Genomic DNA, 20,854 nt, shown 5'->3' with positions numbered 1-20,854 from the left:
GAACGAAGCAGTGGTTTAAGTGTCAACCAAGTTGTAAACTGTCAGTAGTTGGTAGTTTTTGATTGATATGACAATTAGGAGGGCGACATGAGTGACAGCAAACGTATGTCCAATGCACCCGTGTATTATGTGCTGGCACAAATCAAGTTTACACCTGTGAAGGCTATGAAGAAGTATGTCGATGACATTCAAGATGCATTGCGTTTACAAGGCTATCCACTCTTTGAGAGTAGAGACTCTACACAAATTAAATTTGAGTTTAATGCTCCAGGTGAACCAGCGCAACCTGCTTTTGAAACGGTCCAACAATGGTATCTGTCCGATTTGAATCGTACTTCTGGGTTTGTTTTGGGTAACGATTTTATAACGTTTCATACAACAGATTACGAAACGCACCAACCTTTCATTAAAGAATTAATGAAAGGAATGACGGTAGTGATGGCTTATCCAAAACCAGCGTTGATAACTCGGCTAGGGCTCCGATATTTAGATGCTGTTTTACCTGATAATGGCGAAACGATTGAACAATATCTATGCGATGGATTACATGGTGTCGATTTAGATTTGAAGCCAATTCAATCTGTTAACGAAATGGTTTTCCAAACTAGTGTAGGCCCAATCATCAGTAAAGGGTTTATTATCAACCGGTTACATAAGATACATGGTCAGTTGGGTTTTCCTCCTGACATGGTGCCAAGTGGTGTTGATATGCTCGAACGCTTTAGAACCGAAAATGTTCTTTGGCATGGCATCATAGATACTGATCATTATGTCGAAGGAAATGTTACTCCGGATATTGATGTAGTTGAGAAACAATTTACTTCACTGCATAGTGTAGTAAAAGGAACGTTTAACAAAATGATCTCTCAGTATGCCATTGATAAGTGGTCATAACGATGAGGAGGTGTGATATGCGTCAATCCATGACTGGAAGTTGCTATGAAACACCCAGTTTCGCTCCAACTATTGCTGGAGCATTTATTGTTGCATCCTCTTTGTTTCTTAGTGGTACCGGATCAAATTACCCAGTTAGAGATGTGAACCAGTGGCGTGGCTACGTGCAGTCAAAAGTTCAGTTCGGATTATTAAAATCTGAAACGAACCAAGATGTTGAGAATGAAGTTGTCGATTTCAGAACGGTATCAGACCATTTGAACAACGTTAGGAATACCCTTGCACCGTCAATGTCGGAGCTTGCAAAAGATTTGGGGATCACTAGACAAGCGCTTTACAAATGGTTATCGGGTGAAAGTCAGCCTGATGATATTAAAAAAGCTAGTTACATCGTTGAATTGAGTCGACTATCAGATCGCTTCAATGAAGCAGGTATGGGAAATGCTAAGCTGATGTCAAAAATGAAGGCTTTTGAAGGCATTTCTATCATTGATTTAATAAAAAGAGGTGATAACTGGCAGTCGGCAGTTAATCTTTTGATTGAAGAAACACGTAATTTGAAAGAGGCTGGAGAAAAAGCCAATTTAACAGGTAGCAATGCTTCTCCTACAGATGGTTGGTTATCTTCAGTTTCAATTCCGGGTTCAGGAGTAAGGGAGTAAAAAGTCGCTTATGGTTGACTCTGACTCTGGTACAACTTGGCGCCAAGGCCAAATTCTTAAACATGAGGATGCTGTTTCCTTAGGTTTACTTACGGAAGAGCAAACCGGAATAAAAGTTGTCGTGATCAGTCATGACTGCGACTTGCAAAGTTCTTCTGAACAAAAAATTGAATTCATAGCTGGCCCCTTAATAAAAGGGGCTGGCAATTTTTCTTGGGCTAAGCATCCAAGAATACTGCATTTAAATTTAGAGCAAGTTCTGGATGTGGACCAGAGTGCTATCGAACTCAGGCATGATAATAAGTTCCAGATTGATAAGGGGAACTTTACATGTACAGAGTGTGATCATGGTTACATCATCTCTTCACAAGAAAAACAGATTTTAAAACAATGGCTTGCCTCACGCTATGGCCGTCCAGCTTTTCCTGACGTATTTGAGAGCAGACTTCGGGCTTTTGACGTTAAAAAATTCAGATTCGAAAGAGAACTTGCGAAAATAATTAGTGATCACTCCAAATATTTGATAGGCATATTCTTCGATTTGGGTGAAGACCGATTTGTCGATTTGGAAGAGAGTATCCCTTATGAATTAAATATTCATTTGGTTTATGATTTAATTGGCGGTGGTCCCGAAGCGAGAAAGGAAACAGAACAAGCTGTAACCCTGATAACTAAATTATTTATGACTTACCATGGTGATCCAGCTGCAAGTGTACTTATCGCTCTTATGTCCTGCAATGCTGTCCCAGATATTGAATTCAATCTTTACGCTTTAAGAAGAATGGATCAATGGCGTGTTGAGTATATAAGTTTACAAAACGATGAGATAGGTGACTACATAAATCCAGCAATCTAATAAAATCGATGCACTGAGCTTCAGATTTTTAGTGCTCAGCATATACGTTTTATCCAGCCTCTGAATTATATGAGGCAAAACGAATCACCTCTTCACCAAGTCAGTCGTTTAATTCAGTGAAGCGCTTTGCAGCGGTATGAGTTCGTTGCGTACAAACACAACGCCTTCGCGCCTCGCTCAGAGTCTGAAGAGGCCAGCGTGACGGCCTGTGAAAATACGGTTACGAAGATTAAGCGCAAGCCAGGCTGAAAGCGGATTTACCACCAGTATGGCGCTGGAAGAAAAGATTGATAGTATTGAAATGGGACAAGTATGTGTTATGTGGTTTGATATTGAGTACAATCGGTATCTGAAGTTTGGTTATGGGTTCTGCTGTGAGGTGAGGTCAGTACCCCCTCATCCTGCCAGGAATCAGCAGCAAATGCTGTGGCTATGAAAGATTATTCAAAACTCGCGATAGCGGGTTTTTTTATGTAGAAAATTTGCTGTCGCCAGTCTTTAATTTTTACCTGTTTAACTTGTTGTTTTTAATTTGTTTACTGTGTTTGCTGTAAAAAAGACCGATATTCATATCCAATAACTCAATTTACTTGGTGCAATGGCGCGGATTATATCAGAATTGAGCCTCAGCGGCGCAGTCGGCCGACCGTAGTCAGCAAAAGGGGAACATGTGCAGGACAGCGATCTTATTGAGCAATTCCTTGACGCCCTGTGGATAGAGCGCAACCTGGCCGAGAACACGGTGGCCTCCTATCGCCTCGATTTGATGTCGCTGGCGGGCTGGCTACAGCACAATGGGTTAAATTTGCGTCAGGTTGATGCGGTGGCGCTTCAGGGTTTTCTGGCGGAAAGAGTGGAGGGCGGTTACAAAGCCACCAGTTCGGCACGCTTGCTCAGCGCCATGCGGCGGCTGTTCCAGTATCTCTACCGTGAAAAGCTCCGTGAGGACGATCCCAGCGCGCTGCTGGCTTCCCCTAAGCTGCCTCAGCGCCTGCCGAAGGATCTCAGCGAAGCGCAGATTGACCGCTTGTTGCAGGCCCCGAGCGTCGAGCAGCCGATCGAACTGCGTGATAAGGCGATGCTCGAACTGCTGTATGCCACCGGGCTGCGCGTGACCGAGCTGGTCAGCCTGACGCTGAACAACGTCAGCCTGCGCCAGGGCGTGGTCCGGGTGATCGGTAAGGGCGATAAGGAACGGCTGGTGCCGTTGGGCGAAGAGGCCGTGCACTGGCTGGAACAGTATCTGGAGTACGGGCGGCCCTGGCTGCTGAACGGCCAGACGCTGGACGTTTTGTTCCCCAGCAACCGGGCGCAGCAGATGACCAGACAAACTTTCTGGCATCGGATTAAACATTACGCCACACTGGCAGGGATCGACAGCGCGAAGCTCTCGCCTCACGTTTTACGCCACGCTTTTGCCACGCATCTGCTGAACCACGGGGCGGATCTGCGTGTCGTACAGATGCTTTTAGGGCACAGCGATCTCTCCACCACCCAAATTTATACGCACGTCGCCACCGAGCGGCTGCGGCAGTTACACCAACAGCATCATCCTCGCGCCTGACGTGTTGGATAGAAAAATGGCCCGTGAATGAGGCTTTAAGGACAAAACGATGAAAAAGCATTACCTGTTACTTTCTCTGCTTATGACGGCAGCTACTGGCCTGGCGCATGCAGATGATGCGGCTATTAAGCAATCGCTGAAGAAATTAGGGTTGCAGCAGGCTGAAATTCAGCCTTCCCCTCTGCCTGGAATGAAAACCGTACTGACCGAGAGCGGCGTGCTGTACGTCACCGACGACGGCAAGCAATTTATCCAGGGCCCGCTGTACGACGTCAGCGGCGGTCAGCCGGTGAACGTCACCAACAAGCTGCTGGAGAAAAAAGTGGAAGCGCTCAGCGATCAGATGATCGTCTACAAAGCGCCGAAAGAGCAGCATGTGATCACGGTGTTCACCGATATCACCTGTGGCTACTGCCGTAAGCTGCACTCGCAGATGGCCGACTACAATGCGCTGGGCATCACCGTCCGCTACCTCGCTTTCCCGCGTGAAGGGATGAATGGCCAGGTGGCAAAAAATATGGAATCAGTCTGGTGTGCCGCTGACCGCAAAAAAGCCTTCAGCGAGGCGATGAACGGCGGCGATGTTTCGCCGATTGACTGTAAAATCGACCTGTCGCAGCACTATAAGCTGGGCATTCTGTACGGTATTCAGGGCACCCCGGCCATTCTGTTGCAGAACGGTATGATGATCCCCGGCTATCAGGGCCCGCAGGAAATGAAACAGCTGCTTGATAGCCAGAAAGCGGGCTGAGCGCGGTGAAGAACCAAACTGAACTCCGCCGCCGTCAGGCGGTGGAGGGAGACGATCTCCCAGCAGAACTGCATCCTCTCCTTCGCCGCCTGTATCAACATCGCGGCGTCAGGCAGGCCTCAGAACTGGAGCGGGGGGCAAAAAACCTGCATCCGTTCCACTCCCTTTCCGGCATTGAGCTGGCGGCCGAAATCCTGCAAAAGGCCATCGCGGATAACCTCTGTATCATGATCGTCGGCGACTTTGACGCCGATGGCGCGACCAGCACCGCGCTGACCGTGCTGGCTCTGCGCAGCATGGGGGGCCGCAACATCAACTATCTGGTGCCTAACCGCTTTGACGACGGCTACGGCCTCAGTCCTGAAGTGGTTGAACAGGCTGCCGCACGGGGCGCGCAGCTGATTGTCACCGTGGATAACGGCATCTCCTCTCACGCTGGCGTGGCGTTGGCGCATGAGAAGGGGATTGCGGTGGTGATTACCGACCACCATCTGCCAGGCGACACGCTGCCCGATGCCGAGGCTATCGTTAACCCTAATCTGCAATCCTGCGCGTTTCCTTCCCGCTCGCTGGCAGGGGTTGGCGTGGCCTTTTACCTGATGCTGGCGCTGCGCGCGCGCCTGCGGGACAGCGGCGCAGAAGCGCTGCCTAACCTCGCCGAACTGCTGGATTTAGTGGCGCTGGGCACGGTAGCCGACGTGGTGCCGCTGGACGCCAACAACCGGATTCTGGTCTGGCAGGGGTTAAGCCGTATCCGGGCCGGAAAATGCCGGGTCGGCATTAAGGCGCTGCTGGAGATTGCCAACCGCGATGCCCGTCAGCTTGCGGCCAGTGATTTGGGCTTTGCATTGGGGCCAAGGCTGAACGCGGCCGGCAGGCTGGACGATATGTCCGTTGGCGTCGCGCTGCTGCTGAGTGAAGACATTGCGCAGTCGCGAATGCTGGCCAGCGAGCTGGATGCGCTGAACCAGACCCGCAAAGAGATTGAGCAGGGGATGCAGGCGGAGGCGCTGGCGCTGTGTGACGCGCTGGAGCGCAGCAGCGAAGCGTTACCGCTGGGCATTGCGATGTACCATCCTGAGTGGCACCAGGGCGTGGTGGGGATACTCGCTTCGCGGCTGAAAGAGCGTTTCAACCGTCCGGTTATCGCGTTTGCTCCTGCTGGCGACGGTACGCTGAAAGGTTCCGGGCGGTCCATCGTCGGGCTGCATATGCGCGATGCGCTGGAGCGGCTGGATACGCTGCACCCAGGGCTGATCGTCAAGTTTGGCGGCCACGCAATGGCGGCGGGTCTTTCGCTGGAAGAGGCGAAGTTTGCCGAGTTCCGCCAGCGCTTCGGCGATCTGGTCGGCGAGTGGCTGGATGCCGACGCCTTACAGGGCGTGGTCTGGTCAGACGGAGAACTGATGGCGCAGCAGCTTACGTTGTCGACCGCCGAGCTGCTGCGCGAGGCGGGGCCCTGGGGCCAGTCCTTCCCGGAGCCGCAGTTTGACGGCAAGTTTAAGCTTATCCAGCAGCGGCTGGTGGGCGAGCGGCATCTGAAGGTGATGATCGAACCGCTGGGCGGCGGCCCGCTGCTGGACGGCATTGCGTTTAACGTCGATACCGCCCTGTGGCCCGATCCGAGCGTCAGGCAGGTTGAGCTGGCCTATAAGCTGGATATCAATGAGTTTCGCGGGAACCGTAGCGTCCAGCTGATCATCGACAGTCTCTGGCCGCTGTAGCGCTACAATCCGCGGGCAAATTCAGTTAAACTGTTTCGTTACATTCATGTCCTTAAAAGATTCCAAAATCATGTTTGAAATTAATCCGGTAAAGAACCGAATTCAGGATCTCTCTGAGCGCAGTAGCGTTCTCAGGGGGTATCTTTGACTACGATGCCAAGAAAGAACGTTTAGAAGAAGTTAACGCCGAGCTGGAGCAGCCGGACGTATGGAACGAGCCAGAACGCGCCCAGGCATTGGGCAAAGAGCGTTCCTCGCTGGAAGCCATTGTGGAAACGCTGGATCAGATGGCGCAGGGTCTGGAAGACGTCAGCGGCCTGCTTGAGCTGGCTGTTGAAGCCGATGACGAAGATACCTTCAACGAAGCGGTGGCTGAACTTGACGTGCTGGATAAGAAGCTCGGCGAGCTGGAATTCCGCCGGATGTTCTCCGGCGAATACGACAGCGCCGACTGCTACATTGATATTCAGGCCGGTTCCGGCGGCACCGAGGCTCAGGACTGGGCGGCCATGCTGGTGCGTATGTACCTGCGCTGGGCTGAAGCCAAAGGCTTCAAGACTGAAATCATCGAAGAGTCCGAAGGGGAAGTCGCCGGAACGAAGTCGGCTACGTTGCGCATCATCGGCGACTATGCTTTCGGCTGGCTGCGTACCGAAACCGGCGTTCACCGCCTGGTGAGGAAGAGTCCGTTCGACTCCGGTGGTCGCCGCCACACTTCGTTCAGCTCCGCATTCGTTTACCCGGAAGTTGACGACGATATCGATATTGAAATTAACCCGGCCGACCTGCGTATTGACGTTTACCGTGCCTCGGGCGCGGGCGGTCAGCACGTTAACCGGACCGAGTCAGCGGTGCGTATTACCCACCTGCCGACCAATACCGTGACTCAGTGTCAGAATGACCGTTCTCAGCACAAAAACAAAGACCAGGCGATGAAGCAGATGAAGGCGAAGCTGTACGAGCTGGAAATGCAGAAGAAAAATGCTGAGAAACAGTCGCTGGAAGACAACAAGTCTGACATCGGCTGGGGCAGTCAGATCCGCTCTTACGTGCTGGATGACTCACGTATCAAGGATTTGCGTACCGGCGTTGAAACCCGTAATACCCAGGCGGTGCTGGATGGCGATCTGGACCGATTCATTGAAGCAAGTTTGAAAGCAGGGCTATAAGGAACCGACATGTCTGAACAACAACCGCAGGGCGCTGACGCCGTACTTGAGCTGAACAACGAACTGAAAGCGCGTCGCGAAAAGCTCAGCGCGCTGCGTGAAAACGGCGTGGCGTTTCCGAACGATTTCCGCCGCGACCGCACTTCAGACCAGCTGCACGCTGAGTTTGATGCAAAAGAGAACGAAGAGCTGGAAGCGCTTGGCATCGAGGTCAGCGTGGCCGGTCGGATGATGACCCGCCGCATCATGGGCAAAGCTTCCTTTGTGACCCTGCAGGACGTGGGCGGACGGATTCAGCTGTACGTGTCCCGCGACGATCTGGCGGAAGGCATCTACAACGAGCAGTTTAAAAAGTGGGACCTTGGCGATATCGTCGGCGCTCGCGGCAAGTTATTCAAAACCAAAACCGGCGAGCTGTCCGTTCACTGCAGCGAGCTGCGCCTGCTGACGAAAGCCCTGCGCCCGCTGCCGGACAAGTTTCACGGACTGGCCGATCAGGAAACCCGCTACCGCCAGCGCTATCTGGACCTGATCGCTAACGAAGAGTCCCGCAAGACTTTCAAGATTCGTTCGCAAATCATGGCCGGTATCCGCAGCTTTATGGTTGGCCGCGACTTTATGGAAGTGGAAACGCCAATGATGCAGGTGATCCCCGGCGGCGCATCCGCGCGTCCGTTTATCACCCATCATAATGCGCTGGATATCGACATGTACCTGCGTATTGCGCCGGAACTGTATCTGAAGCGTCTGGTGGTGGGCGGCTTCGATCGCGTGTTTGAGATCAACCGCAACTTCCGTAACGAAGGTATTTCGCCGCGTCATAACCCTGAGTTCACCATGATGGAACTCTATATGGCGTATGCGGATTACAAAGACCTGATTGAGCTGACGGAAAGCCTGTTCCGCACGCTGGCGCAAAGCGTGCTGGGCACCACCGTGGTGCCTTACGGCGACCAGCAGTTCGATTTTGGTAAGCCGTTCGAGAAGCTGACGATGAAGGACGCGATTCAGAAATATCGCCCGGAAACCAATCTCGCCGATCTCGATGATTTTGATAAAGCCGCCGCCATCGCGCAGTCGCTGGGCATTAAAGTTGAGAAGAGCTGGGGCCTTGGCCGCATTGTCACCGAGATTTTCGAAGAGACCGCTGAAAGCCATCTGATCCAGCCGACATTTATTACGGAATACCCGGCTGAAGTTTCGCCGCTGGCGCGCCGTAACGACGAGAACCCGGAAATCACCGACCGCTTTGAATTCTTTATCGGCGGCCGTGAAATCGGTAACGGCTTCTCCGAGCTGAACGATGCGCAGGATCAGGCCGAGCGTTTCCTGCAGCAGGTTAACGCCAAAGATGCCGGTGATGACGAAGCGATGTTCTACGATGAAGACTACGTGACCGCGCTGGAGCACGGCCTGCCGCCAACGGCTGGCCTCGGCATCGGGATTGACCGCATGGTGATGCTGTTTACCAACAGCCACACCATCCGCGATGTGATCCTGTTCCCGGCGCTGCGTCCAGGCAGCAAATAATTTCTGCCGCAGTCAGCAGCGAAAGGGGCGAAGCGATTCGCCCCTTTTTTTTTGATGTGAAAGCCGTCCCTGCCTTAAGGCGGCTCAGGCGGGGAATTGATCGCAGCGCAAGAATACGGAATAGTGGGGGCAGTCTTACGACCTCCTGCAAGGAACTCATAATGAAAACACTTGGACTGATTGGCGGCATGAGCTGGGAATCCACGGTGCCCTACTATCAGCTGATAAATGAAGGGATTAAGCAACGGCTGGGCGGCCTGCACTCTGCGAAGCTGGTGCTGTATAGCGTGGATTTCCATGATATTGAAGCCTGCCAGGCAAGCGGCGACTGGGACAAAGCCGGGCAGATGCTGGCCGAGGCGGCGCTCTCGCTGAAAAAGGCCGGTGCTGAAGGCATTGTGCTTTGTACCAACACCATGCACAAGGTGGCCGGGCCGATAATTCAGCAAAGCGGGCTGCCTTTCCTGCACATTGTTGACGGCACGGCTCGCGCTATTCAGCAGCAGAAAATGTCCCGCATTGCGCTGCTGGGCACGCGTTACACCATGGAGCAGGATTTTTATCGCGGCAGGCTCGCCAGCGAATATGGTATTGAAACGCTGGTGCCGGAAGCGGCAGAGCGGCAGGAAGTGAACCGTATTATCTTTGAGGAGCTGTGCCTTGGCGTCTTTACCGACGCGTCAAAAAAACGCTATCAGCAGATCATTGCCGGACTGGTTGAGCAGGGCGCAGAGGGGATTATTTTTGGCTGTACCGAGATTGGCCTGCTGTTACGGCCTGAGGATTGCCCGATCCCGGTGTTTGATACCACGGCTATCCACGCCTCATCGGCCGTAGAATTTATGCTACGGGATTGAGTAAACCGGGAGGGAGTTACGGCTCCCTTTCAGCCCTTGTCCAGCGGCAAAAATGCCCCTAAGACTTAATGGCGTCGTTCAGCCAATCCTTAAAGCGGGCATAGGGCACGTACAAAGACACGTCGTTATACAGCTTCTTTCCCGTTTTTACGTCATTGATATGGCTGGAGTAGCCAATTATCACCCCGCCAATGGAATCGTCAGAAGCGTTATACACCGCGCCGCCGGACATGCCTTTCACCACGCCAGCGTCGGAAGCCACCACCACGCAGGCAGCTTTGTTCCAGTCGTTCTTCAGGCCGGTATTGACGAGGTTGGTGCCACTGGAAGCCACCGGCATCGCGGAAATGAAGCTGTAGCCGTAGAGGTTAATTTTGTCGCCGATGTTGCCATTGCGAAAGTGAGGCAGCGGTACGTTGCCGTTTTTATGGTACACCACCGCAAGATCGCACTCTGGATGATACGATTTCACTCGGTACAGTGAGTACTTCGCTACGTGGGCAGCCGTCAGACTATATTCAGGGGTGAGCGGGATGGTGGTGCCAAGCGTCCCCACTCCCAGGATCGTAGGAATGCCGGTGACGGTCATATCGACCCGTTTCTCAGCTTCACTGCTGTAATCATATTTTCCCACTGAACAGCCGACGACTAGCAGGGCTAGCAGGCAAATGGTAGGTCGCATTTCAACTCCTCGGCAATGAATCGATCAAGCACAGCATCAGGTTCGCCTGTTGTGTCCGTTATCGAGGTATCGGCCTGTCATCGCAAAACTTTAATCATTTAACATAGTCAAAATCGTACTATTTATCTCAGGGATAACAATCTACCGTTGTCTGAAGCTATAAAACTAAGAACATTCTCAAATAAAATTGTTTAGGAATTATTATGTAAGCGAGATTTCTGGCCAGCGAAGGAAGGTTACAGAGTGCATAAAATGGCATTTTAGCTGCTTTTATAACCAACCGAACCGTGCCGCCAGCGTTATCAGAGTTTTCCCGCTCATTGTTGCCTTGCCGGCAACAGACCTTTGCCCGCCGTGGGGTGTAAGCCTTTTCACGGCTATGCTTTAATGATTGTGTGATCTGCATCAACTTCTGTTGCTGACGGAAAACCTGCCTGATTTAAACGGCTTCAAAGCCTTACCGTTATTTTGGAGAATGTGACATGCCTGTTTCCCTACTGGCGCTGGCGCTAAGTGCGTTTGCTATCGGCACCACGGAATTTGTCATCATGGGCCTGCTGCCGGAAGTGGCGAATGACCTGCAGGTGTCCATTCCTTCGGCGGGCTGGCTGATCAGCGGTTATGCGCTGGGCGTGGCGATTGGCGCGCCAATCATGGCGCTGCTGACGGCCAAACTGCCGCGCAAGCGGACGCTGACGCTGCTGATGGTGATTTTTATTATTGGCAACGTGCTGTGCGCGCTGGCCTACAGCTACAACCTGCTGATGGTCGCGCGGGTGATCACCGCGCTCTGCCACGGAGCCTTCTTCGGTATTGGCGCGGTGGTCGCGGCCAGCCTGGTCGCGCCAGGCAAGCAGGCCTCAGCGGTCGCGCTGATGTTTACCGGCCTGACGCTGGCCAACGTGCTGGGCGTCCCGCTGGGCACCTGGTTTGGTCAGCTGTTTGGCTGGCGCGCCACCTTCTGGGGCGTGTCGGTAATTGGCGTGCTGGCATTTATTGCGCTGATTGTCAGCCTGCCGACCAATCGGGATGAGAAACCGGTGCGGCTGGCGAGTGAGATCAGCGCGCTGGCTAACGGCAAGCTGTGGCTGTCGCTGCTGATGACGGTATTCTTTGCCGCCGCCATGTTTTCGCTGTTTAGCTATATTGCGCCGCTGCTTTTGCAGGTGACGGGGATCAGCGACAGGGGAGTGAGCTGGACGCTGTTCCTGATTGGCGGCGGCCTGACGGTGGGGAATATTCTCGGCGGCAAGCTGGCCGACAGGAAGCTCTCCCTGAGCCTGATCCTCAGCTTCTCGCTGATTGCGGTATTCTCGCTGATCTTCAGCTGGACCAGCCACGCGCTGTGGCTGGCGGAGCTGACGCTGTTCCTGTGGGCGATGGCAACGTTTGCCACCGTTCCGGGCCTACAGATTAACGTGGTGCTCCACGGCAAAGAGGCGCCGAACCTGGTCTCGACGCTGAACATCTCTGCCTTCAACATCGGCAATGCGTTCGGTGCCTGGGCTGGTGGCGCGGTGATCGGCAGCGGCTATGGATTGACCGGCGTACCGGTGGCCGCCGCCGTGCTGGCGCTGGGCGGGCTGGTTCTCTGCCTGATCACCTTCCGCTCGTCAGGCGGGCAGACGCAGGCCGTCAGCGCCTAGTGCAGCGCCTCCGCAAGGCGCTGGTTGACCAGGCTGATATGCGCCAGTAAATGGTCGCAGAAGGCTTCAACCAGCGCCGAAGAGGGGCGATGCCGCGGCCGGACGAGGCTGACGGTGAACGGCACCTCGATGCTGAATCGCCGGATAGCCACGCCGCTGCCAGCATAGTCCAGCGCGGTCAGCGGATTGACAATCGACACCCCCACCCCAGCTCTGACCATCGCGCAGACGGACGCCGCGCTGTGCGTCTCCAGCACCATTCTGCGCTTTACCCCTTGCTCAATGAACAGATTATCCAGCAGCTGGCGATAGCTGTCGGTACGCGACAGGCTGATATAGTCCTGGTCGGCAAAGTCGGCCGGGGTGAGACAGGTTTTCGCCGTCAGCGCGTGGCCTTTGGGCAGCACGCAGACTTCGTTGCCGGTGAACAGTGCTGTGCGTTCGGTTCCGGCTGGCGTCTGCTGGGTTTCCGTCAGCCCCAAATCGTAACGCTGGGCGGAGAGCCACTCCTCCAGCAGGGGCGACTCTTGGGGAATAATATTCAGGCTGACGTCCGGGTAGCGCTGTAAAAATGGCTGGCAGAAGAGCGGCAGCAGCGACTGAGAAAAGACCGGCAGGCAGGCGATGGAGAGCTCGCCCTGGCGAAACTGCCGCAGGCCTTCGGCGGCGCTGATGATTCTGTCGAGGCCGTACCAGGAGCGCTGAACCTCTTCAAACAGCCGCAGACCCTGAACGGTAGGCTGCAAGCGTCCGCGCACGCGGTCAAACAGCTTCAGCCCGGCCAGCTTCTCAAAGCGGGCCAGCTCGCGGCTAACGGTAGGCTGCGAGGTGTTGAGCAGGGCGGCCGCGGCGGTGAGGTTGCCGGTGGTCACCACGGCGTGGAAGATTTCAATCTGTCGCAGCGTAATGCCAGCCATACGCATGTCCTCCGGCGTGAGTTCAAAGGTATATCATGGATGAATAGACTCCCTTAAAACAGATATTTTTCATCCGCATCTGGCTGTGGCGTAATAACCTCATCATTTTCAGGAGAGTCCCTATGCCACGCTCACTTACCGACACCAATACGGCTTTAACCCGCGATAACCTGCTGCCGCTGGTCAGGCACTATGGCGGCCCGGTCTGGGCCTATGACGCCAGCGTCATTACGCAGCGCATCGCGCAGCTGAAGCAGTTTGACGTGGTGCGCTTCGCGCAGAAAGCCTGCTCGAACATTCATATCCTGCGGCTGATGCGCGCGGCGGGAGTGAAGGTTGATTCAGTGTCCCTTGGGGAAATCGAGCGTGCGCTGGTGGCGGGATTCGTGCCGGGCGGCGATGAAATCGTCTTTACGGCCGACGTGGTCGATGAGCCGACGCTGGCTCGGCTGACCGAACTGAAAATCCCGGTCAACGCTGGTTCTGTCGATATGCTGCACCAGCTGGGCGAAGTTTCGCAAGGGCACCCGGTATGGCTACGCGTCAACCCCGGTTTTGGTCACGGCCACAGTCAGAAAACCAATACCGGCGGTGAGAACAGCAAGCACGGCATCTGGCATACTGATTTGCCGCTGGCGCTGGCGGCAATTCAGCAGCACGGGCTGAAGCTGACCGGCATTCATATGCACATCGGTTCCGGCGTGGACTACGGTCATCTGGAGCAGGTGTGCGAAGCGATGGTCAATCAGGTGATTGGCTTCGGTCAGGATCTGGAGGCGATTTCAGCCGGGGGCGGTTTGTCGATTCCTTACCACTTTGGTGAAGAGGCTATCAATACCGAACATTATTTCGGCCTGTGGGATGCGGCTCGTCAGCGCGTGGCCCAGCACCTTGGACATGCGGTGAAGCTGGAGATTGAACCAGGGCGTTTTCTGGTGGCGGAGTCTGGCGTGCTGGTTTCCAAAGTCCGCGCAGTGAAACAGATGGGCAGCCGTCACTTTGTGCTGGTTGACGCAGGGTTTAACGACCTGATGCGCCCGGCGATGTACGGCAGCTACCATCATATTTCGGCCATTGCGGGCGACGGCCGCGAGCTGGATGAGCAGAACACGATCGAGAGCGTCGTAGCGGGGCCACTGTGCGAATCGGGTGACGTGTTTACCCAGTTGGAAGGAGGCAAAGTGGAAACGCGCGCGCTGCCGCAGGTGAAGCCGGGAGACTATCTGGTGTTTCATGATACCGGAGCCTATGGCGCGTCCATGTCCTCCAACTACAACAGCCGCCCGCTGCTGCCGGAGGTGCTGTTCGAAAACGGCACGCCGCGCCAGATCCGCCGTCCGCAAACGATTCAGGAACTGCTGGCGCTGGAGCTGTAGCAGGGCGCCTGGGGAGAAAGTGTGATGACCACGCTACGCATCATTCCGCTGGCGGCAGCGCAGGCGCATATCGAAACGGTGACCGACTGGCTCTGGCAGGCGTTTGGCAGCGCAACCAGCCGACCGTTTTTCGCCAGCATTCTGACCAGCAGCCTGAGCGGCGCCGATCTTCCCGTCACCTGGGTTGCGGTTGACGGCGAGCGGGCCGTCGGCACGGTAGGGCTGTGGCGCTGTGATTTAATCAGCCGTCAGGACCTTTACCCGTGGCTGGCGGCGCTGTACGTCGATGAAAGCTATCGGGGACGCGGGCTGAGCGAGCAGCTCCAGCAAACGGTGATGGCAGAAAGCTTGCGGCGTGGCTTCGGGGATCTTTATCTCTATTCAGCCTGCGCGGCCTATTACGAGCGGTTTGGCTGGCGGTATCTGGGCGACGCGCTGGATTACCCGGATAAAACGGTGCGGCTTTACCATAAGTCGTTGAGAGAAAACTAATTACGGTAGCAATGAGCGGACAGGCGGAATGGCTTCCGCCTCTCTTTTGCCCGTCGATCAGCCTGGCGATCCGACCGAATGACGGCGAACCAGCGTGGGGCTGAACATATTGGTCACCTCTGGCAGCGGCTGATTGTTAGCTAACGCCAGCGCAAGTGCGGCAGCCTGCTGGGCCATGGTCACAATCGGATAGCGTACCGTGGTCAGGCGAGGGCGAACGTAGCGCGACACCAGCACGTCATCAAAGCCAATCAGCGACATCTCCTCCGGGACCCGCACGCCGTTGTCGCTCAGCACCGCCAGCGCACCGGCCGCCATCGAATCGTTGTAGCAGGCAACGGCGGTGAACTGCCTGCCGCGCCCCAGCAGCTCGGTCATGGCCTGCTCGCCGCCCACTTCATCCGGCTCACCCAGCGCCACCAGCCGATCGTTGCAGGGCAGGTTATGCTCCTTCAGGGCATCGTAGTAGCCCTGCAAACGATCTTCGGTATCGGAAATAGGATGGGTCGAGCAGATATAGGCAATGTTTTGGTGCCCCTGCTGAATCAGATGGCGCGTCGCCAGCCAGGAACCGTAGCGATCGTCCAGCGCGATGCAGCGTTCCTCAAACCCTGGCAGCGCACGGTTAATCAGCACCATGCCGGGGATCTGCTTCATCAGCGGGATCAAATCCGCATCGGGAATTTTTTTGGCATGGATCACCAGCGCGCCGCAGCGATGGCGGATTAGCTGCTCGATCGCCTGACGCTCTTTCTGTTCGTTGTGGTAACCGTTACCAATCAGCAAAAAGTTGCCAGTTTCATAGGCAACCTGCTCCACGGCCTTCACCATCGCGCCGAAGAAAGGGTCGGACACATCACCTACTAACAGCCCCATGGTTTCCGTCGACTGCTGCGCCAGCGCGCGTGCGTTAGCATTAGGGTGATATTGCAGCTGCTCCATCGCACTGGTAACGGCCAGGCGTGAGCTTTCGCTCGCCTTTGGCGAATTGTTAATTACGCGGGAAACCGTTGCCACGGAAACGCCCGCGAGCCTGGCAACATCCTTAATGGTAGCCATTGTTAAGAGCCTTCCAGGGTAAGCGTTTACATAGCTGTTCAGTGTTGCGGAAAATCCCTGTTACTTCAAGCACACAGAATGCCAGCGGCGTCGCAAAGCTGGATAAATCAGCCCATTCTGCCGTGGGCGGCGGCACGCATATATTCAGCTTTGTAAAAAAACGCTATGCTGGCCTGCCAAAAATCTATCGCCTGCCGGACCCTGCTATGACCATTAAAAAAGTGCCGCATCTTGCCCACTGGGGCGCGTTCACCGCTGTTGTTGAGGATGGGAAGCTGCTGCGCTGCGAGCCTTTTTTTGCCGATCGGGACCCGTCGCCGATGCTTAACAGCATTCCTGAACTGGTCTACTCCGACCGACGTATCCGTCAGCCAATGGTGCGCCGCTCGTGGCTGGCGTCGCGCGAGAAAAGCGATCGCACGCTGCGCGGGCGCGAAGATTTTGTGGCGGTAGACTGGGAAACGGCGCTGGATCTGGTGGCGGAAGAAAATCGCCGCGTGCGCGATCGCTACGGCCCGTCGGCCATTTTTAACGGTTCCTACGGCTGGTCATCAGCCGGTCGCGTCAACCACGCACGTACGCTGATTCGCCGCTTCTATTTCACCGGCGGCGGCGGCATCGATCAATTGGGTAACTACAGCTGGGGAGCCGCCCAGTTCTTCCTGCCCTACGTTATCGGCACCTATATGCCGCTGACCGGCAGGGTGACAGACTGGCCAGGCGTGGTGGAACACTGCGACATCTTTATCGCCTTTGGCGGGCTGGCGCTGAAAAATAGTCAGGTTGCCTCCGGCGGCGCCGGGCAGCACAGCCTGAAGCCAGCCCTGCTTGAGCTGGCGGCAAAGGGCACGCCAGTGGTGAATATCAGCCCGATGCGCGACGATTGCCCTGAGTTTGTTAACGCCGAGTGGATCCCCATCCGCCCGAATACTGATGTGGCGCTAATGCTGGCGCTTGGCTTTGAAATCGAACGTCTGAACGCAGTCGATACGGCGTTTTTACACTCTCACTGCGTCGGCTATCCGCAGCTGCGCAGCTATCTGCTGGGCGAGAGCGACGGCACGCCGAAAACGCCTCGCTGGGCCAGCGATATTACCGGTATTCCCGCCCTGCGTATTGAGCAGTTGGCAAAGCAGCTGATTGGCAAGCGCAGCTTCATTACCTGCTCTTATTCCGTGCAGCGAGCTCACCGTGGCGAGCAGCCTTACTGGATGATGATTGCGCTCTCGTCGATGCTGGGTCAGCCGGGCCTGCCGGGAGCGGGCTTCTCCTTCGGCCACGGCTCGATGAACAGCGTAGGCAATCCACGCGTTGAAGGCCCTGCGCCGTTGATGTCCACCGGCGTGAATCCGATCGCTGACCAGGCTATTCCGGTGGCCCGCATCAGCGACATGCTGCTCCATCCCGGCGAGCCGTATACGTTCCAGGGGCAAACGCTGACCTACCCGGATATTCACCTGATCCACTGGGCTGGCGGCAATCCGTTCCACCACCATCAGCAGCTCAACCGGCTGGTTGAGGGCTGGCAGCGCCCCGATACGGTGATTGTGCAGGACATTGTCTGGACGCCAGCGGCACAGATGGCGGATATCGTACTGCCGGTGACCACCACGCTGGAGCGCAATGATATCGGCGGCTCCTCGCGCGACCGTTTTGTGCTGGCGATGCATCAGGCAATCGACCCGCAGCATCAGGCGCGTAACGATTTCGATATATTTGCCGATCTGGCCGAGCGTCTGGGCTACCGGGACACCTTTACCGAAAAGCGTAATGAAGCGCAGTGGATCGAGCATCTTTATCAGCAGTGCGCCGTTGCGCACCACCAGAAGGGAATTCACTTCCCGGAATTCAAAACTTTCTGGGACGAAGGCTACGTTGAAATTCCGCAGGGAGAGAAGCCCTTCGTCTTTATGGAAGCGTTCCGCGCCGATCCCGTGGCGAATCCGATTAAAACCGCCAGCGGTAAAATCGAGCTGTTCAGCGAAACCATCGCCAGCTATCAGCTGCCGGATTTTGCACCCCATCCGGAATGGCAGCCGCCGCAAGAGTGGCTGGGGGCCGGGATCAGCCAACGCTTCCCGCTGCATATGATCTCCATTCAGCCCAGCGACAGGCTGCACAGCCAGATGGACGCCGTTCCCTCGGTACAGGCCAACAAAACGGCAGGACATGAAACGCTGTGGATGCATCCTCAGGATGCGGCGGCGCGTGGGATTGCCAGCGGCGAGGTGATTGACGTCAGTAACGATCGGGGCAGGATGCTGGCTGGCGTCAGGCTTACCGACGGCGTCAGTCCGGGCGTGGTGCTGATCTCGACCGGCGCCTGGTTCGATCCCGGCTTTGGCAAAGCCTGGCAGCCGTACGATCGCGCCGGTAACCCAAACGTCCTGACGCTGGATATCGGTACTTCTTCGCTAACTCAGGGCCCGAACGCGATGAGCTGCCTGGTAGAGATTAAAAAGGCGAAAGATTGCAAAAATGCCTAAGAATCACATAGCTGGTTACAGTTTGCGGTGAACTGTTGCGAATCCTGGCTGGCGACCCGACTGGCCAGGTTGCTACAGTTTAAGTCCCAGAGGTATTGATGGGTGAACATCAAAAAGTTTTCATGCTTTGTTTCACCGACCTGCGCAGATGCGCAGGTTTTTTTTGTCTGAAAGTCGCCGGGATGTTGTTAACTTATTGAATATGTTAGCTTTAAAGGAATTTACCCTCCCGGTATGCGCGCCGACAATCACGATCTGAAACACAGTTTCCCTGTTATCTCCCCGGCATTTTTTGTATAACTCCCAGACAGTTATCCTGCACCTATAACCAGAAGACCCATGTCGCGCTTAAAGAAATTACTCGCAAAAGATCAGGCAAAATCGCCGTTTCATCCGCTCCGTTTCCGTTTGATTTGCGTCGGAGTCTTTGCCTGTCTGGTCGTGCTGCTGGCGCGCGTAGGGGATTTACAGCTCATTAACCATCCGATGCTGGAGAAGCAGGCCGACGAACGCTCGCTGCGTACCGTGGCGCTGCCGACAAACCGGGGCACGCTGCTGGACCGTAACGGCGAAGCGCTGGCGCTGAGCGTCCCGTCGAGGGACATCATTGCCGACCCGCAGCGCGTGCTGGAAGCCCACCCGGATTTCACCAGCGCTAAATGGGAATATCTGGCCAACGCCCTCGACCAGCGTCCCGAGCAGATCGCCAGCCAGATCAATGCCAACCCCAAACGTCGCTTTCTCTACCTCGGGCGTAAAATTGAGCTGGGTATCGCCAAGGATATTGCCAAACTGCACCTGGCGGGGATCAGTACCGTTTATGACGACAGCCGCTTCTATCCTATGAGCGATGCCACCGGTCCGCTGCTGGGCATTGTCGGGGCCGATAACAGCGGACTGACCGGACTGGAAAAAGGGTTCGATAAGGTGTTGCAGGGCACGCCGGGCGAAGAGAAATATCGCCAGGACGCCAACGGTAACATCGTGGCGATGCTCAACTACGAGCCGCCGCACCAGCCGCCTACCGTGCAGCTCAGCATCGACAAATTCGATCAGTACACCATGTACAGCAAACTGCGTGACGGCGTGCTGCTGAACAAAGCGGACTCCGGCGCGGCCGTGCTGATTAAAATCGATACCGGCGAAATCCTTGGGATGGCCTCATATCCCTCATTTAACCCGAACAATTTTGTAAACGTCTCGGCCAACCAGATGCGCAATACGGCGATCAACGACAGCTACGAACCGGGTTCAACCGTGAAGCCGCTGGTGGTGATGGAAGGGCTGATCCGCAAGCTGGTCAGGCCGGATTCGGTGCTGGATACCACGCCGTACCGCGTTAATGGTCACCTGATCCGCGACGTGGGGCACTGGCCGCGCCTGACCATGACCGGTATTTTGCAGAAATCGAGCGATATCGGCGTTTCGCATATCGCGCTGGCGATGCCTGCCGAGGTGCTGGTGAATACCTTCAGCTCATTCGGGCTGGGCAAGCCGACCGGACTGGGGCTGACCGGTGAGAGCGTGGGCTACTTCCCGCTGCACCGTGAGCGCTGGGCGGATATCGAACGCGCGACCTTCTCGTTTGGTTACGGCCTGCGCGTGACGCCGCTGCAAATTGCCCGTGAATATGCCACGCTCGGCTCGTTTGGCGTCTACCGTCCGCTGTCGATCACCAAGGTAACGCCACCGGTTATCGGCACGCGCGTGGCCGATGAGGATACCGTGCGCTCCGTTGTGCATATGATGGAGAGCGATGCGCTACCGGGCGGCAGCGGGGTGCGAGCGGCGGTGCCGGGCTATCGTCTGGCGATCAAAACCGGTACGGCGGAGAAAATGGGCGACAGCGGGAAATACGACGGCGGCTACATCAACTACACCGCAGGCGTCGCGCCAGCCAGCAATCCGCAGGTCGCGCTGGTGATTATGATCAACCACCCAACGGCGGGCGACCACTTCGGTGGTTCAGTCGCCGCGCCGGTGTTCGGTAATATTATTGGCCCGGTGCTGAAGCATATGAATGTGGCACCGGACGCGCTTTACTCCACCCACAGCGGCTGAAGGGCGAGCCTGCCAGACTTACACACATCTCTTAACCGATCTTTTGCACTTTCGAAACAGCCCCGATCGCGGCTGTAGAGTAGGGTAAAGCCATCGCGAGCTGACTCCGTATTCCATCAGCTCGCGTC

At 55.6% G+C, this 20,854-nt stretch carries 17 protein-coding genes; 14 read left to right on the top strand and 3 right to left on the bottom strand.

From position 1 onward, the window contains the following. The first annotated feature begins 87 nt into the window (after positions 1 to 87). The 9 genes from NG99_RS25770 (at position 88) to NG99_RS25730 (ending at position 10,007) form a co-directional block, all read left to right on the top strand. Positions 88 to 894 carry a TIGR04255 family protein gene (locus tag NG99_RS25770; RefSeq protein WP_034899371.1) on the top strand — a complete coding sequence of 269 codons (807 nt, stop codon included), beginning with the start codon at positions 88 to 90 and terminating at the stop codon, positions 892 to 894. 17 nt (positions 895 to 911) lie between these two features. Beyond that, the gene (locus NG99_RS25765; RefSeq protein WP_052130887.1) at positions 912 to 1,556 is read left to right on the top strand and encodes a helix-turn-helix domain-containing protein; all 645 of its coding nucleotides are present in this window, start codon (positions 912 to 914) and stop codon (positions 1,554 to 1,556) included. A gap of 10 nt (positions 1,557 to 1,566) precedes the next feature. Beyond that, positions 1,567 to 2,412 (top strand): hypothetical protein, encoded by an 846-nt coding sequence (locus NG99_RS25760; RefSeq protein ID WP_034899369.1) that lies wholly within the window; start codon positions 1,567 to 1,569, stop codon positions 2,410 to 2,412. Positions 2,413 to 3,082: 670 nt separating this feature from the next. Beyond that, on the top strand, positions 3,083 to 3,976 hold the full coding sequence (xerD, locus tag NG99_RS25755; RefSeq protein ID WP_034899367.1) for a site-specific tyrosine recombinase XerD: 894 nt from the start codon (positions 3,083 to 3,085) through the stop codon (positions 3,974 to 3,976). A 49-nt stretch (positions 3,977 to 4,025) separates the two neighbouring features. After that, a complete protein-coding gene (gene dsbC, locus NG99_RS25750; protein ID WP_034899365.1) occupies positions 4,026 to 4,727 on the top strand; it encodes a bifunctional protein-disulfide isomerase/oxidoreductase DsbC in 702 nt (233 codons plus the stop codon). A gap of 5 nt (positions 4,728 to 4,732) precedes the next feature. Further along, complete coding sequence (gene recJ, locus NG99_RS25745; RefSeq protein WP_034899364.1) at positions 4,733 to 6,451, top strand: single-stranded-DNA-specific exonuclease RecJ; 1,719 nt, start codon at positions 4,733 to 4,735, stop codon at positions 6,449 to 6,451. A 70-nt stretch (positions 6,452 to 6,521) separates the two neighbouring features. Further along, a protein-coding gene (gene prfB / locus NG99_RS25740; RefSeq protein WP_157032716.1) for a peptide chain release factor 2 occupies positions 6,522 to 7,620 on the top strand; the annotation gives its coding sequence in 2 pieces (ribosomal slippage) (positions 6,522 to 6,596 and positions 6,598 to 7,620; 1,098 coding nt in all). Between the two features lie 9 nt (positions 7,621 to 7,629). After that, positions 7,630 to 9,150 carry a lysine--tRNA ligase gene (gene lysS / locus NG99_RS25735; protein ID WP_034899362.1) on the top strand — a complete coding sequence of 507 codons (1,521 nt, stop codon included), beginning with the start codon at positions 7,630 to 7,632 and terminating at the stop codon, positions 9,148 to 9,150. A gap of 161 nt (positions 9,151 to 9,311) precedes the next feature. Then, the gene (locus NG99_RS25730) at positions 9,312 to 10,007 is read left to right on the top strand and encodes an amino acid racemase (protein WP_034899361.1); all 696 of its coding nucleotides are present in this window, start codon (positions 9,312 to 9,314) and stop codon (positions 10,005 to 10,007) included. Positions 10,008 to 10,065: 58 nt separating this feature from the next. On the opposite strand, the gene NG99_RS25725 is transcribed toward NG99_RS25730, so the two are convergent. After that, positions 10,066 to 10,689 (bottom strand): hypothetical protein, encoded by a 624-nt coding sequence (locus tag NG99_RS25725; RefSeq protein ID WP_034899359.1) that lies wholly within the window; start codon positions 10,687 to 10,689, stop codon positions 10,066 to 10,068. A gap of 482 nt (positions 10,690 to 11,171) precedes the next feature. On the opposite strand from NG99_RS25725, the gene NG99_RS25720 reads away from it, so the two are divergent. Beyond that, positions 11,172 to 12,335, top strand: a complete 1,164-nt coding sequence (locus NG99_RS25720; protein WP_034899357.1) for an MFS transporter — start codon at positions 11,172 to 11,174, stop codon at positions 12,333 to 12,335. Here NG99_RS25720 and NG99_RS25715 read toward each other — a convergent pair. Beyond that, positions 12,332 to 13,252, bottom strand: a complete 921-nt coding sequence (locus NG99_RS25715; RefSeq protein ID WP_034899396.1) for a LysR family transcriptional regulator — start codon at positions 13,250 to 13,252, stop codon at positions 12,332 to 12,334. The two genes, NG99_RS25720 and NG99_RS25715, sit on opposite strands and share 4 nt — an antisense overlap. 122 nt (positions 13,253 to 13,374) lie before the next feature. On the opposite strand from NG99_RS25715, the gene lysA reads away from it, so the two are divergent. Both lysA and NG99_RS25705 read left to right on the top strand, forming a co-directional pair. Next, positions 13,375 to 14,628, top strand: a complete 1,254-nt coding sequence (gene lysA / locus NG99_RS25710; protein WP_034899355.1) for a diaminopimelate decarboxylase — start codon at positions 13,375 to 13,377, stop codon at positions 14,626 to 14,628. Positions 14,629 to 14,652: 24 nt separating this feature from the next. Then, on the top strand, positions 14,653 to 15,120 hold the full coding sequence (locus tag NG99_RS25705) for a GNAT family N-acetyltransferase (RefSeq protein ID WP_034899354.1): 468 nt from the start codon (positions 14,653 to 14,655) through the stop codon (positions 15,118 to 15,120). A 57-nt stretch (positions 15,121 to 15,177) separates the two neighbouring features. Here the strand turns inward: NG99_RS25705 and galR are convergent, their stop codons facing one another. Then, the gene (galR, locus tag NG99_RS25700) at positions 15,178 to 16,179 is read right to left on the bottom strand and encodes an HTH-type transcriptional regulator GalR (RefSeq protein WP_034899352.1); all 1,002 of its coding nucleotides are present in this window, start codon (positions 16,177 to 16,179) and stop codon (positions 15,178 to 15,180) included. Positions 16,180 to 16,385: 206 nt separating this feature from the next. Between galR and NG99_RS25695 the strand changes: the two genes are divergently transcribed. Together NG99_RS25695 and NG99_RS25690 are read left to right on the top strand one after the other, a co-directional pair. Beyond that, complete coding sequence (locus NG99_RS25695; protein ID WP_034899395.1) at positions 16,386 to 18,665, top strand: molybdopterin guanine dinucleotide-containing S/N-oxide reductase; 2,280 nt, start codon at positions 16,386 to 16,388, stop codon at positions 18,663 to 18,665. 339 nt (positions 18,666 to 19,004) lie between these two features. After that, positions 19,005 to 20,726 (top strand): penicillin-binding transpeptidase domain-containing protein, encoded by a 1,722-nt coding sequence (locus NG99_RS25690; protein ID WP_034899349.1) that lies wholly within the window; start codon positions 19,005 to 19,007, stop codon positions 20,724 to 20,726. The last annotated feature ends 128 nt before the right edge of the window (positions 20,727 to 20,854 follow it).

Origin of the sequence: Erwinia typographi (assembly GCF_000773975.1) — a bacterium.
Classification (GTDB): Bacteria; Pseudomonadota; Gammaproteobacteria; order Enterobacterales; family Enterobacteriaceae; genus Erwinia; species Erwinia typographi.
This window is presented reverse-complemented; position numbering and strand designations above follow the sequence as displayed.

Coding starts and splice junctions, on each gene's coding strand:
- NG99_RS25770 (WP_034899371.1), top strand. CDS start 88: ATGAGTGACAGCAAACGTATGTCCAATGCACCCGTGTATTATGTGCTG.
- NG99_RS25765 (WP_052130887.1), top strand. CDS start 912: ATGCGTCAATCCATGACTGGAAGTTGCTATGAAACACCCAGTTTCGCT.
- NG99_RS25760 (WP_034899369.1), top strand. CDS start 1,567: ATGGTTGACTCTGACTCTGGTACAACTTGGCGCCAAGGCCAAATTCTT.
- dsbC (WP_034899365.1), top strand. CDS start 4,026: ATGAAAAAGCATTACCTGTTACTTTCTCTGCTTATGACGGCAGCTACT.
- lysS (WP_034899362.1), top strand. CDS start 7,630: ATGTCTGAACAACAACCGCAGGGCGCTGACGCCGTACTTGAGCTGAAC.
- NG99_RS25730 (WP_034899361.1), top strand. CDS start 9,312: ATGAAAACACTTGGACTGATTGGCGGCATGAGCTGGGAATCCACGGTG.
- NG99_RS25725 (WP_034899359.1), bottom strand. CDS start 10,689: ATGCGACCTACCATTTGCCTGCTAGCCCTGCTAGTCGTCGGCTGTTCA.
- NG99_RS25720 (WP_034899357.1), top strand. CDS start 11,172: ATGCCTGTTTCCCTACTGGCGCTGGCGCTAAGTGCGTTTGCTATCGGC.
- NG99_RS25715 (WP_034899396.1), bottom strand. CDS start 13,252: ATGGCTGGCATTACGCTGCGACAGATTGAAATCTTCCACGCCGTGGTG.
- lysA (WP_034899355.1), top strand. CDS start 13,375: ATGCCACGCTCACTTACCGACACCAATACGGCTTTAACCCGCGATAAC.
- NG99_RS25705 (WP_034899354.1), top strand. CDS start 14,653: ATGACCACGCTACGCATCATTCCGCTGGCGGCAGCGCAGGCGCATATC.
- galR (WP_034899352.1), bottom strand. CDS start 16,179: ATGGCTACCATTAAGGATGTTGCCAGGCTCGCGGGCGTTTCCGTGGCA.
- NG99_RS25695 (WP_034899395.1), top strand. CDS start 16,386: ATGACCATTAAAAAAGTGCCGCATCTTGCCCACTGGGGCGCGTTCACC.
- NG99_RS25690 (WP_034899349.1), top strand. CDS start 19,005: ATGTCGCGCTTAAAGAAATTACTCGCAAAAGATCAGGCAAAATCGCCG.